We start from the raw sequence: 13,737 nt of genomic DNA, 5'->3' as shown, positions 1-13,737 counted from the left end.
CATGCCCGAGAGTAGCCGCCATCTCTTCACGTCGGAATCGGTCACGGAAGGTCATCCGGACAAGGTCGCCGACCAGGTCTCGGACGCCGTGCTCGACGCGATCCTCGCGATCGATCCCAAGGGCCGCGTGGCGTGCGAGACGCTCCTCACGACGGGGCTCTGCATCGTCGCGGGGGAGATCACGACGCGCGGATACGTCGACCTGCAGAAGCTCGCGCGCCGCACGATCGAGTCGATCGGCTACACCGACGCCGCCTACGGCCTCGACGCGGCGAGCTGCTCGGTGCTCTCCGCGATCGACGAGCAGTCGGGGGACATCGCGATGGGCGTCGACACCGGCGGCGCGGGCGACCAGGGGATGATGTTCGGCTACGCGTGCCGCGAGACCGACGAGCTGATGCCGATGCCGATCATGCTCGCTCACGGGCTGACGCGGCGCCTCGCGACGTGCCGCAAGGAGAACGTCGTCCCGCACTTCCGCCCCGACGGGAAATCGCAGGTCACGATCGAATACCGGGACGGGAAGCCGGCCCGCGTCGACGCGATCGTCGTCTCGACGCAGCACCACCCCGAGGTCACGAACGCGGCGCTCGACGAAGCGGTGCGCGAGGCGGTCATCAAGCCGACGATTCCCGCGCACCTGCTCGACGGCAAGACCAAGATCTGGGTCAACCCGACCGGCCGCTTCGTCACCGGCGGGCCGCAGGGGGACACGGGGCTCACCGGGCGGAAGATCATCGTCGACACCTACGGCGGCATGGGACACCACGGCGGCGGCGCCTTCTCGGGGAAAGACCCGACGAAGGTCGACCGCTCGGCGTGCTACATGGCGCGCCACATCGCGAAGAACATCGTGGCCGCGGAGCTCGCCGACCGCGCGGAAGTCCAGCTCGCCTACGCGATCGGCGTCGCGGACCCGGTCTCCGTGCTCGTGAACACCTTCGGCACGGGGCAGATGCCGGAAGATCGTCTCGTCGCTCTGGTGCGTGACAGCTTCCCCCTGACACCCGGCGGGATCATCGAATACCTCGACCTGCGCCGGCCGATCTACCGGCAGACCGCGGCGTACGGCCACTTCGGCCGGCGCGAGCCAGGCTTCACGTGGGAGGAGACCGCTCCGGCCCAGAAGCTCCGGAGCGTGGCGCGCGCGTGACGAGCCGGCGTCCGCCTCAGGCCGACGAGGGCATGCGGCGGATCGCGTGGGCCGAGCGGAGCATGCCGGTGCTGCGGACGGTGCGTGACCGGTTCGCCGCCGACCGGCCCCTCGCGGGCCATCGCGTTGCCGCCTGCCTTCACGTGACGCCGGAGACCGCGAATCTCCTGTTGGCCCTCCGTGCGGCCGGCGCCACCGTCGCCCTCTGCGCTTCGAACCCGCTCTCGACGCAGGACGACGTGGCCGCCGCCCTCGACGAGCGTCACGAGATCCCGACTCACGCCGCGAAGGGCGAGGATGCGGCGACGCGCTCGGCCCATCTCGCCGAGGTGCTCGAAACGCGGCCCACGCTGACCCTGGACGACGGCGCCGATCTCGTCTCGCTCCTCCACGACCGCCGGACCGATCTCCTCCCCGCCGTCGCCGGAGGCACCGAAGAGACGACGACCGGGGTGATCAAGCTGCGCTCGATGGCCGCGCGGGGACGCCTCCGCTATCCGATCGTTGCGGTCAACGACGCCGTGACGAAGCAGCTCTTCGACAACCGTCACGGTACCGGGCAATCGACGATGGACGGGATCGTCCGGGCGACGAACGTGCTCCTCGCCGGAATGCCGGTCGTCGTCGCGGGCTACGGTTGGGTGGGGAAGGGGATCGCGCTCCGCGCACGCGGGCTCGGCGCGAACGTCACCGTCTGCGAGATCGACCCGGTCGCCGCGCTCGAGGCGTGCATGGACGGGTTCCGCGTCGAGCCGATGAAGGAGGCCGCAAAGCACGGGCAGGTCTTCGTCACTGCGACCGGGAGCAAGAGCGTCGTCGGCGAGGAGCACTTCAAGCGGATGCCCGAGGGCGCGCTCATCGCCAACGCGGGGCATTACAACGTCGAGATCGACGTCGAGGCGCTCGCGGCGCTCGCCGTGAAGCGGCGCGTCGTGCGGGACATGGTCGAGGAGTTCGAGCTCGCCGACGGGCGGCGGCTGCACCTTCTCGCGGGGGGCCGTCTCGTCAACATGGCGGCGGGGGAGGGCCACCCCGCGACGATCATGGACATGAGCTTCGCGAACCAGGCGCTGTCGATCGAGTATCTCGTCGCGCAGCGGGGCAAGATCGAGCCTTCGGTGCTCTCGGTGCCGCGCGAGATCGACCGCCACGTCGCCGCGCTAAAGCTCAAGAGCCTCGGGGTCCGCATCGACACGTTGAGCCCGGAACAGAAGCGCTATCTCGCGTCGTGGAGCGAGGGCGCGTAGCCGGCGCCGTGATCCGAAGGGCGACCCGGATCCTCGCCGTCCTCGCTCTCGCGGCGTCGCTGTGGGCGGCGTGCGGCGTCCGCGTCCTCGATCCCAGGTCCGAGTTCGGCGTATGGACCATCGGAGGAGGCGGGACGGCGCGCGCCGCCGCGTCGCATCTCACCTGGGCCGCACCCGGCACCGCACGCTTCACGCGCTGGCCGCGAAGTGCCGTGACCCTGCCTCTGCCCGGGCCGGAGCTCGGCCTCACGGCTGCCTCCGGTGAGCGATTCGGCCTCACCGGGACGGCGACGCTCCGCGCGCTTCCGGAGCGCGCTCAGGCGCTCGCGGCGGGACCGGGACGGTTGGACGACATCCTCGCCGCGGCGGTGCGCGCGGGCGCACCGGTTCTCGACGAGGCGGCCGGCCGGCGCACGGCGACGCCGGCGGTCGAGGGGCTCTTCGAACGATCGCTTCGTGACGCTCTGGACGAGCGCGGCGTGGCGCTCGAGGAACTGCGGTGGTCGGGCATGGACTACGCGCGAGCGAGGAATCCTGTCGCGCCGGTCCCCGAGGACGCCCGCGTCCTCGTGGTCGGGCTCGACGGCGCCGATTGGGAGATCGTCGATCCGCTCATCGCGGCCGGCCGTATGCCTCACCTCGCACACCTCATCGAGCAGGGCGTCCGCGCGAAGCTGCTCTCGATCAGTCCGATGCTGTCGCCGGTGGTATGGACGACGATCGCGACCGGTGTCGAGCCGCGCATCCACGGCGTCATGGACTTTCTCGCGCCGACGGCCGCCGGGACGAGCGAGCCCGTCACCTCCGCCGCCCGAAAGGTTCCGGCGGTCTGGGACCTCCTCTCCGAGGCGGGGGTGCCGGTCGCGGTTACCGGGTGGTGGGCGACGTGGCCGGCGGCGTCCGTCCGCGGCGCGATGGTCACCGACCGAGTCGCCTACCAGCTCTTCGGCTTCGATGCGAACGCCCGCAGCGCGGAAGGAAAGACCTGGCCGCCGGAGCTCTACGACGAGGTGCGCAAGCGGATCGTGACGCCGTCGGACGTTCCATGGAGCGACGTTCGGGTTTATCTCGACGGTCTGCGGACGGCGCCGGAGCAGTTCGACGCCGACGAGCGCGCGCGGCTCGACGACTTCCGGACCGTGCTCGCTTCGGGTCGCACCTACCTCGACGTCGCTCTCGCCCTGCGCTCGCGGACACCAGCGGCACGGTTCGAGGCGGTTTACTTCGAGGGCACCGATACGGTCGGCCATCTGTTCATGCCGTATCGCGACCCGCGTCTCACGGGAGTCGACCCGCGCCGCTTCGCGTCGTTCCACGCCGTCGTCGACCGCTACTACGAGACCGCCGACCGACAGCTCGGGCGCCTCCTCGAGGGCCGCGACGACTGGACGGTCATCGTCTGCAGCGATCACGGTTTCGCATCCGACGACACCCGGCCACGAACGACCGACTCGCGGATCGGTCACGGTGCGGCGGCCGACTGGCACCGGCGTTTCGGGATCCTCGTAGTCCGAGGACCGAGCGTCCGCCGCGGCGCCAAGATCGACGAAGTCTCGGTCTACGATCTGGCCCCGACGGTCCTCGCACTCTTCGGGCAGCCGGTTCCGATCTCCTGGCCCGGGCGCGTGCTCGCGGCGGCGATGGAGCCGTCGTGGCTCGCCGCCCATCCGACCGAGCTGCGGGACGATCCCCCCCCACTCGCCCCCTCGGCGCCCGGAGGTGGCGGGGACGAAGCCCGCGAGCTCCGGGAGAAGCTGCAGAGCCTCGGGTACCTGGCCGGCACGACGCCGGCGCCGATGACGACGGAGAACAATCGCGGCGTCGCCTTCCTCGGCGACGGGCGGTACGCCGAGGCGGCCGAAGCCTTCCGCAAGGCGATCGCCGACGAGCCGAACCAGCCGACGCTCTGGGTCAACCTGGGGATCGCGCTGCGGTTCTCGGGCCATGCGGACGAGGCGCGGACTTGGCTCGAGCGCGCAGCGGCGACCGCCGAAGGGGAGCGTGCCGCCGGCCACCAGCTCGCGCAGCTCGAGCTCGAGAGCGGCGAGCTTGCAAGCGCCGAGCGCCGGCTGCGCGCCGTTCTCGCACGCGAGCCAGGCGCATCGGAGGTCAGGAACTCGCTCGGAATCGTTCTCGAGCGGGAAGGACGCCTCGACGAGGCGCGAGCCGCCTATGAATCGGCCGCACGCTCCGATGCCAACGCGGCGGAGCCCCGCAACAATCTGGGGAACCTCGCGAAGCTGGCACGCCATGGTGACGAGGCCGAGCGGTGGTACCTGGCGGCGATCGATGCGGACCCGTACTTCATGGGCGCGTACAACAATCTGGCGCTCCTCTACCAGGACCGGGGCCAGACGTCTCGCGCGATCGACCTCTACGACCGCGCTCTCGCGAAGTCGCCGTCGAGCGCGGTCGTCCTGAACAATCTTGCGTCGCTCTATTACGCGACCGGCGACGCACGGGCCGCGGCGACCACGTGGGAGCGCGCTGCCGCCGCGGATCCGGGGTACGCGTCGCCCTTGAACAATCTCGCGGGCTTGGCGCTCGCAGAGAACCGGGACGCCGACGCCGATGCGCTCCTCAGCCGGGCCCTCGCGATCGACCCTGGATACGGCGATGCGCACATCAACCGGGCGCTGCTCGCGCGGAAGCGGGGCGACGTCGCGAAGGCCAGGACCGAGCTCGAGGCCGCCACCGCCGATCCGAAATCGGCGGGCCCGGCGCGGCTCCAGCGAGGGCTCCTGGAGCTTCAGGAAGGCCATCCCGGGCTCGCGCTCCAAGCGCTCGAGCAGGCCGAGCGCACGCTCGGCGACTCGACCGAGATCCTGAACGCGCTAGGGGAGGCGCACGCGCGGCTCGGCGACCGTGACGCCGCCCTCGACGCCTGGCAGCGCTCGCTGACGGTGGACGCCAAGCAGCCGGCGATCATCCATGCGATCGAAGAAATTAAAAAACAGTGATAATTATTAAGTCGGAATAAACAGTAATAAATAAATTCCGATCACCGCGAACAGCACGTCGGGCGCCCACGCAGACAGGAACGGAGCGAGGATTGTCTCGAGGCCAAGCGCGTTCGAGATCGCGGCGACCGCCCAGAAGACGATCGCCAGGATGAGCCCGACCCCGACGCCGTACATCGAGCCCCGGCGCCCGACCTTGAACGCGAAGGGCAGCCCGAGGATGACGGTCACGAGCGGAGTGACGACGGACGACGTCTTCTGCCAAAGATCGACCTTGAGGCGCGTCGTGTCGTAGCCGCCCTTGGCGAGCATCTCGATCTCCTGGCGTAGATCCGCGATCGAGGTCTGCTCCGGGAGGTCGCTCGCGACGAGCGTTTGCTCCTTCCGCGCGAACGTCTCGGGACCGTCGAAGCTCGTGATCTTGTCTTCCTCGAAGCGCCTGTACTCTCCGACGACCGCTGGCTCGGGGAACGAGCGGTACCAGCCCTTGGTGACGTCCCAGCTCGCACCGTTCCACTGCGCCGATGCGCAGAACCACTGCTCGAACACACGTGCTCGCGCCAGATCGAGCCGGTAGACCGACAGTCCTTGGAATCGAAGATTCGCCGGGTCGAAGAGCCGGTAATGGTAGAGGCGGCCGCCGCTCCCGAACATCCAGCGGCCTCCCGGCGTCCAACCGTAGGTACGCGGGTTCCTTCCCTGAATCTGGTCCTTGACCGCCTGGGCCCGGCGGTTCGTCTCCGGCGCGATCCGATCCTGCACCAGGTGAAGGCCGACGCAGCAGAAGAGTGTGAGGATCACGATCGGAAGGCAGATCCGCCGCGCGCTGATGCCCGCCGCCTTCATCGCGGTGATCTCGCCCGTGCGTCCGAGAACGGTGACGGAAACGACCGCGGCGATCATCGCGGCGAAGGGGAGCGCGAAGATGAGGACCCCTGGGATGAAGTACTTGAGGTAGACAAGGATGAGTATCGCCGGCTGCTTGCGCTCGAGCGTCGCGTCGATCAGCGACTTCAGCTCGAGGAGCGTGAAGATGAGGTACGTCGCCGCGAGCGCGAGCCCGAGGGTGCGGAGATAGAGCGACCCGACGTAACGGTCGAGAAGGCCCGAGAGTCGGCGCCGCGGAATCGGCCCAAAATCGGCGGCCGCGGCCTCGAGGAGCGACGGCGACGGGGGAGCCGGATCGGGCCGCGCCTTGCGGTGAGGCACGAGACGCTTGAGGCGCTCGACGACTCCAGCCCAGAACGGTGGCCGCGACGGGCGGCTCATCCTCGCGAAGGCGATGACGACCCAGACGGCGATCACGAAGTTACCCGCCCACATGCCGATCCAAGCCGGAAGTCGGCCGTCCTTCGATTGCTCGAGGCCGACCGTGAAGAGCAGGTAGTAGATGAGGACGATCCCGAGGCTGAGCGCGAATCCCGCGCCCTTGCCGCTCCGAACCCGCGACACACCGAGCGGTAGGGAGAGCAATGCGAAGAGAAGGCTGGCGAGAGGCAGCGCGAAGCGCCGGTGGATCTCGGTCGCCGCCCATCGCATCCGATACGTGCGAAGGGTCTTGTCGGGCTCGTTGCGTGCGTCGCGCGTTTCCTGGAGGAGCTCGGTGGGGGTCATGTCCGCGACCGTCTTTCCGGGGACTTCGTCGGTCGGGCGCATCCATGCCGGAAGCTCGAGGGGCAGCGGAGACAGCACCTGGAACTGCGAGACCTGGTAGGAGTCCGGGTCGTCGATCTTCACCGTGTGCTGAACGCCGTCCTTGAAGACCAGGCGAATCTCGCCCTCCCGGGCGGCCGAGGGCCCGATCGCGGCGTCCTTGGAGAGGATGAGCTTCTCGGCCAGCGACCCCTTCGGATCAGCTGCCTCGTAAAAGAGGACGCGCTGGAGGACCCCCTGGGTGCCTGGTGGGATCTCGTCGACGAACATGACGTAGCCCGGCACCTTGTCGAAGAAGACGCGTGGACGTAGCTCGGTGCTGACGTTCCGGGCGTTCAGGATCTTGCCCTGCATCAGGCGGCCTTCGTAGCTGGCCCATGGCTGGATGAAGGCGTAGATCGAGATGGCCGCCACGAACGCGAGCGTCCCGTGGATCGCCATCGGCCCCAGCAGCTGGCGCGGTCCGAGGCCGATCGCCTGGAGCGCCACGATCTCGCCGTCCGCCGAGAGGCGCCCGATCGCGATGAGCGATCCGAGGAGGGTCCCGATCGGGATCGCCAGGATCAGGAGGTTCGGGATCCTGAGCGCGAGGATCTGAAGGACGAGGTCGAGGCCGAGGTCTTTCTGGATCGCCTGGCGCGCGATGAAGAACAGGTCGTTCATCATCAGGATGACAGTCCAGACGGAGATCCCGACCAGGGTCGCAAGACCCAGCTCCGAGAGCAGGTAGAGGGTGATTCGACGCTTGCGGAGCATCAGCCGCCGAGTCTAGCAGGAGAGGTCGGAAGGAGGCCTTATCGCCTTTGGGCCAATGTCCGATAATGCATATTATGTCAACTAACTAGGAGAGAAGAGGCCCAAAGACCGAGGACGAGTGATATCAGGCGTCGGCTTCCGGTGTCCGCCGAGCACCCTGCCGGCTGCCGGCCGGCGTGTTCGGGCTCTCGTGGAGCTCCTTGATGAGCTTCTCGAGAACCGACTGGAGCGCGACCACCAGCTCCCGCTTATCGACCTCAGGCTTCGCGAAGCTCAAACTGAACTGGAACGTCTCATCGTCCGGCGCATACCGATAGATGAACCGCTTCGTCCGCCGACCCTCTCCGTCTTCCGGTCGGTTGAACCGGCGGGCCTCCTCCCGGGTCATCCCGTCGCCGGTGATCCGGTCGACGAGCCGGTGCATGGCCTCCTCGGTCTCTTGGCGGACGATCTGGAGGAGCATGGACTTGCTCTCAATGTCGGCCTGCCGACATCGCTCCTGGACTGCCTCGGGCATCCGGTTGAGGCTGAGGGCCTCGGTGATCACCGTCCGCGACTTCCCGAGCTTGCGTGCGATCTCCTCGTGCGTGTAACGGAACTGATCGCAGAGGCGCTGGATGGCGGCGGCCTCTTCGAACGGCGTCAGGTCCTTCCGCTGGAGGTTCTCGATCAGCGAGATCTCGAGCATGCCGCGGTTGTCGACATCGACTTCGATAGCAGGCACATGCCGGAGTCCGGCCAGCTTCGACGCTTGGTACCGGCGCTCGCCGGCGATGATCTCGAAACGACCGCCGTCGATCGCCCGGACCAGGATCGGCTCGAGGACGCCCTTCTCCTTGATCGACGACACCATCTCGGAGAGGTCGCCGAACTGCTTCCGCGGCTGATGAGGGTTCGGCTCGATCCGATCGATGTCGATCAGGCGGCCGATCGACTCGGACCGAGCGGACGTGATCTCCTCGACGAAGTGCGAGTCATGACGCATCCGTCGATCTTGTGGCAGCCCCTTGAACTTAGACACGGGAGATCACCTCCTCCGAAAGACTGTAGTACTCGGTCGCACCCGAAGACGTCGGGGCGAACGTGAAGATGCTCTGCTTGTAGGCCGGGCTCTCTTCGAGACGGACGCTCTTGGAGATCGTCGTGCGAAAGACCTTCTCACCGAAGACGTCGCGGATCTGCCGCTGGATGTCTCGGGCCAGCACGGTGCGCTTGTCATGGAGCGTGATGACGACGCCCAGGAACTCGAGCGTCGGGTTCGGCCGCGAACGGATCTTCTCGTACGTCTCGAGGAGATCGTCGGTTCCCTCGAGGGCGAAGTACGACGCCTGGATCGGGACGAGCAGATGCGTCGCCGCCACGAGGGCGTTGACCGTGAGGATGCCAAGGGTCGGCGGCGTATCGATGACGACGTAGTCGTAGAGATCGCGGATCGGGTCGAGCTTGTCCTTGAGCCGGAAATGGCTGTCGAACTCCCCCACCAGCTTGACCTCAGCTTTGGCGAGGGAGATGCGTGCGCCAATGACGTCGAGGTTCTCGTTGGTCGAGGTCCTGACGACTTGCTCCGCCGTCACTGCGGGCTCGACCAGAAGGTCGTACGCGGTCAACGGCATCTCGTTCGGATCGATGAACGAGAGGGTCGCGTTCCCCTGCGGATCGAGATCGATGAGGAGGGTTTTGAGGCGCTTCTGCGCGAGAGCTGCGGCGAGGTTGATCGCGGTCGTGGTCTTGCCGACGCCACCTTTCTGGTTGGCGACGACGACGGTCATGGCACCCATGGACGTACTCCTTCAGCGCTGGGGAAGGCTGGGCTTCATGGGGCTCGACGTGCCCACAGGATGTTGAGGAACGCTCGAGTGCCAACGCAAGATCTAGTACCGCCTCGAAACGGCGTGAGTGTACGAGGCGGAGAGACGAGTGTCAACCGCGAGTCGACCAAAATGTCGGCACAAGCTTTCGCAACCGGACGGTTGCGAGGCGCTACATCTCGTAGCGGCCGAGCTCCTCGGGATCGACGTTCTCGAGCCACCGGCGGAGGCGCTCCGCTTCGTCGATCTGGCCTGCGTCGCCGGACGCCGTGGACCGCTCGAGGACGGCTTCCTCGACGAGGATCGGAGCCTTCACGCGCAACGCCAATGCCATCGCATCGCTGGGACGACTGTCGATGCGGAGCTTCTGTCCGTCCCGGTCGATGTGGATCGTCGCGAAGAAGGTGTTGTCCCGAAGATCGGTGATCACGATGCGCTCGACCTTGCCCTTGAGCGCGTCGATCATGTTGCTCAAGAGATCGTGCGTCATCGGGCGGGGCGCCACGCTCCCGTCGATCTGCTGCAGGATGGCGTTCGCCTCGAAATAGCCGACGAAGATCGGCAAAAGATTATCGCCCGCCTTCGCTCTCAGGATGACGATCGGCATCCGGGAGACGGGATCGAACATGAGGCCCTTGATCTTCATCTCGACCGGCATGCCGTAGCTCCGAAGGACCGCAGGTTACCGTTCGGTCCGGGCGGGGTCAAGCCCCGCAGGCGATTTCGCCACGCAGGGAGAACGCCGTCGCGCGGGTGATCCGCACGCGCTCGAGGCGCCCGGGTGTCGACTCGCCGCGGAAGTTGACGACTCGATGCTCGGCAGACCGGCCGGACCATTCGCCCGCCCGCCTGACGTTCTCCCCTTCGACGAGAACCTCGACCTCGCGTCCGACGAAGCGTTGGCCGATGCGCTCCTGGATCTCCTTCTGGAGCGCTTGGAGGCGTGCGAGTCGATCGAACTTGACCTCGGCGGGGAGATCGGAGAGACCTTCGGCGGCGGTTCCTGGACGGGGCGAGTACGTGAACGAATACACCGTGTCGAAGGCGACCTCTTCCAGGAGCGTCAGCGTCTCCCCGAACTCGGCCTCGCTCTCGGCCGGGTAGCCGACGATCACATCGGTTCCGAGCGCGAGCTCGGGCATGCGGCGGCGGAGTCCCTCGATCTTGCGGAGGTACCCCTCGCGGTCGTATCCACGACGCATTGCGGCGAGCACCGCGGAGGAGCCCGACTGGACCGGGAGGTGGAGGTAGGCGCAGAGCTTCGGTCGCGCTTCGGCCATCGCGTCCATGAGGCGCTCGGTCATCTGCGCGGGATGAGACGTCGTGAACCGGATGCGGTCGATGCCGTCGACCCGACGGGTCTCCAGGAGGAGATCGGCGAGCGTCCGGCCGCGGCCGTCGCGATAGGCGTTGACGGTCTGACCGAGGAACTCGACCTCGCGCGTTCCGGAACCGGCGAGCGAGCGCACCTCGGCGAGGACGTCATCGAGGTCGCGACAGACCTCGCGACCGCGCGTCGTCGGAACGACGCAGAAGGCGCAACGGTGGTTGCATCCCTCGATGACCGTCACGTACGCCTTCCCTGCCGTGGCCGGGGAGCGGCGGATCTGCTCGTAGGGGAAATCGATGGAGTCGTTCCGGAGCTCCGTGTCGGCGGAATGCCGCGCGGACTCGTCCCCCGCCCGAAGGCGGTCGACGAAGATCGGAAGGCTCGCGGTCGCGCGCGTCCCGACGACGAGATCGACATGAGGCGCACGCGCGAAGATCGAGGCGCCCTCTTGCTGCGCGACGCAGCCGCAGACGCCGAGGACGAGACCGGGCTTACGTGCCTTGAGCGGCTTCAGGCGGCCGAGCTCGGAGAAGACCTTCTCCTGCGCCTTCTCGCGGATCGAGCATGTGTTGAGGAGCACGACGTCGGCATCTTCGAGATTTCCGGCGCGGAGGTAGCCGTGCCGCTCGAGCGCCCCCGACATCTTGTCGGCGTCGAGGACGTTCATCTGGCAGCCCCAGGTCTCGATGAAGTACCTGGGCGCGCTCATGGCGCCGCGCCGTCGCCGTCCTCGCCGTTGATCAGGTCGCGCAGCTCCTTCCCCGGCTTGAAGTACGGGATGCGCTTGGACGGAACGTCCACGCGATCACCCGTCTTGGGGTTCCTGCCCTGGCGCGAGCGGCGCCGGCGGACGCGAAAGCTCCCGAAGCCGCGGAGCTCGATCTTGTCGTCTCCCTTCAAGGCCTCGATGATCTGCTCGAAGACCGTGTGGACGACGATCTCGGCGTCCTTCTTGCTGAGATCGGCGACACGGATGATTTCCTCGACCAGGTCGGCCTTGGTCACGCTCACCCCTCCTCGCGCCGCCGATTCAGCGATCCGCGCCCCCGTCGTCGTCGCGCGGCGTGCCGCGCCGCAGCATGTCTCCGCCGACGAGATCGCCGAGCGTCGCGCTGCCGTCGCCCGACTGGCTCTGCTGGTACGAGGAGAGCGAGCTGTCCTCGGGCTCGTCCAAGGCCGCCTTGATCGAGAGGCCAATCTTCTTGTCCGCGGCGTCCATCTTGACGATCTTCACGCGGACCTCTTGATCGACCGCGAAGTGTTCCTCGGGCTTCTCGATCCGGTCCTTCGACATCTCGGAGACGTGCACGAGGCCCTCGATCCCCTCGAAGAGCTCGACGAACGCGCCGAACTCGGTGAGGCGGACGATCCGGCCGGTGAGAATGTCGCCGACGCCGTGGCTGCGGAAGAAGTCCTCGATCACGTTCGGCTGAAGCTGCTTGATGCCGAGCGAAAGGCGCTGGTTCTCCGAGTCGATCTTGAGGATGATCGCCTCGACGTCGTCGCCCTTCTTCAGGACCTCTCCGGGGTTCTTGATCCGGCGCGTCCACGAGAGATCGGAGATGTGGACGAGGCCGTCGACGCCTTCTTCGACCTCGACGAACGCGCCGAAGTCGGTGATGTTCCTGACCTTGCCCTTGATGACGTCGCCGACACGGTACTTCGTATCGATGAGGTCCCACGGGTTCGGCTCGGTCTGCTTGAGGCCGAGCGAGAGGCGGCGCCCCTCTTGATCGATGTCGAGCACGACGCACTCGACCCAATCGCCGGCGTTCAGAATCTTCGAAGGATGCTTGACGCGCTTGGTCCAGGACATCTCGGAGACGTGGATGAGGCCTTCGACCCCTTCTTCGACCTCGATGAAGGCGCCGTAGTCGGTGAGGCTGACGACCTTGCCGCGGATGCGCGTCTGCGGCGGATACTTCGACGACGCGGTCTCCCACGGATCGTCCTGGAGCTGCTTGAAGCCGAGCGACACGCGCTCGCGCTCGCGGTCGAACTTCAGCACGACGACGTCGACCTCGTCTCCGATCTGGAACTTCTCCGACGGATGGTTGATGCGGCCCCACGCCATATCGGTGATGTGGAGCAAGCCGTCGATCCCGCCGAGGTCGATGAACGCGCCATACTCGGTGAGGTTCTTGACCGTGCCGCGGAGGATCTTCCCCTCCTCGAGCTCGGTGAGCGTCTTCGTCTTCTTCTCGGCGTTCTCCTCTTCGAGGACCGCCTTGCGCGAGAGCACGATGTTGCCGCGCCGCTTGTTGACCTTGATGACGCGCATCCGGAATTCCTGGCCGCGCAGCGCATCGAGATTGCGGACCGGCCGCACGTCGACGAGCGAGCCGGGCAGGAACGCCGGCACGCCGATGTCGACCTTGAGGCCGCCCTTGATGCGGTCGATGACGCGGCCCATGACCGGCTCGCCGGTCTCGAACGCGCGCTCGACGTCGTCCCAGACCTTCATCTTCTCGGCCTTCTCTTTCGAGAGGACCACGTAGCCGTCGTTGTTCTCGGTACGCTCGAGGAGGACTTCGATCCGGTCGCCCACCTTGACCGTGAGACCGCCGTCGTAGCCGCGGACCTCGTCGATGTCGATCACGCCCTCGGACTTGAATCCGATGTCGACGATGACCTCTTTCTCGAGGATCTTGAGAACGCGTCCGTGGACGACGTCCCCTTCCTTGAGCGACTTGAATCCGCTCTCCCACGCCTCGAGGGCCTTGCCGAAATCTTCGGCGTCCTCGATCGCGTCGTGTCCGCTCACAGTGACCTTGTCTTCTTCCTGGATGCTCATGAAGGGATCGATCCTCCTGGATCGGGCCGGCGCCCC

The 13,737-nt window shown here is 67.1% G+C and carries 10 protein-coding genes; 3 read left to right on the top strand and 7 right to left on the bottom strand.

The features are described 5' to 3' along the window. Nucleotide 1 precedes the first annotated feature (1 nt). From metK to VFV19_15090, 3 genes are read left to right on the top strand one after another with little or no spacing between them, the layout of a single operon-like run. Nucleotides 2-1,153 carry a methionine adenosyltransferase gene (metK, locus tag VFV19_15100; GenBank protein HEX4825627.1) on the top strand — a complete coding sequence of 384 codons (1,152 nt, stop codon included), beginning with the start codon at nt 2-4 and terminating at the stop codon, nt 1,151-1,153. Then, nucleotides 1,150-2,400, top strand: a complete 1,251-nt coding sequence (locus VFV19_15095) for an adenosylhomocysteinase (GenBank protein HEX4825626.1) — start codon at nt 1,150-1,152, stop codon at nt 2,398-2,400. Before metK ends, VFV19_15095 begins: the two co-directional genes overlap by 4 nt. 8 nt (nt 2,401-2,408) lie before the next feature. Beyond that, nucleotides 2,409-5,360, top strand: a complete 2,952-nt coding sequence (locus VFV19_15090; protein HEX4825625.1) for an alkaline phosphatase family protein — start codon at nt 2,409-2,411, stop codon at nt 5,358-5,360. A 6-nt stretch (nt 5,361-5,366) separates the two neighbouring features. Here the strand turns inward: VFV19_15090 and VFV19_15085 are convergent, their stop codons facing one another. The 7 genes from VFV19_15085 to VFV19_15055 all read right to left on the bottom strand — a co-directional run bounded on the left by VFV19_15085 (nt 5,367) and on the right by VFV19_15055 (nt 13,701). Further along, entirely contained in the window at nt 5,367-7,769 is a 2,403-nt protein-coding gene (locus VFV19_15085; GenBank protein ID HEX4825624.1) for an LptF/LptG family permease, read from the bottom strand. Nucleotides 7,770-7,893: 124 nt separating this feature from the next. Continuing rightward, complete coding sequence (locus VFV19_15080) at nt 7,894-8,754, bottom strand: ParB/RepB/Spo0J family partition protein (GenBank protein ID HEX4825623.1); 861 nt, start codon at nt 8,752-8,754, stop codon at nt 7,894-7,896. Nucleotides 8,755-8,782: 28 nt separating this feature from the next. Continuing rightward, a complete protein-coding gene (locus VFV19_15075; GenBank protein HEX4825622.1) occupies nt 8,783-9,547 on the bottom strand; it encodes a ParA family protein in 765 nt (254 codons plus the stop codon). 202 nt (nt 9,548-9,749) lie between these two features. Further along, complete coding sequence (locus VFV19_15070) at nt 9,750-10,235, bottom strand: bifunctional nuclease family protein (protein ID HEX4825621.1); 486 nt, start codon at nt 10,233-10,235, stop codon at nt 9,750-9,752. A 46-nt stretch (nt 10,236-10,281) separates the two neighbouring features. Beyond that, nucleotides 10,282-11,616 carry a tRNA (N6-isopentenyl adenosine(37)-C2)-methylthiotransferase MiaB gene (gene miaB / locus VFV19_15065; GenBank protein HEX4825620.1) on the bottom strand — a complete coding sequence of 445 codons (1,335 nt, stop codon included), beginning with the start codon at nt 11,614-11,616 and terminating at the stop codon, nt 10,282-10,284. Continuing rightward, nucleotides 11,613-11,912: an HU family DNA-binding protein gene (locus VFV19_15060; GenBank protein ID HEX4825619.1), complete on the bottom strand. Its 300-nt coding sequence runs from the start codon at nt 11,910-11,912 to the stop codon at nt 11,613-11,615. Before VFV19_15060 ends, miaB begins: the two co-directional genes overlap by 4 nt. 25 nt (nt 11,913-11,937) lie before the next feature. Continuing rightward, nucleotides 11,938-13,701 carry a 30S ribosomal protein S1 gene (locus VFV19_15055; protein ID HEX4825618.1) on the bottom strand — a complete coding sequence of 588 codons (1,764 nt, stop codon included), beginning with the start codon at nt 13,699-13,701 and terminating at the stop codon, nt 11,938-11,940. Nucleotides 13,702-13,737: the final 36 nt, after the last annotated feature.

The organism is Candidatus Polarisedimenticolaceae bacterium, from assembly GCA_036275915.1.
Taxonomy (GTDB): Bacteria; Acidobacteriota; Polarisedimenticolia; order Polarisedimenticolales; family DASRJG01; genus DASRJG01.
Note: the sequence above shows the minus strand (reverse complement) of the source record. Positions and strands in the feature narration are given on the sequence as shown.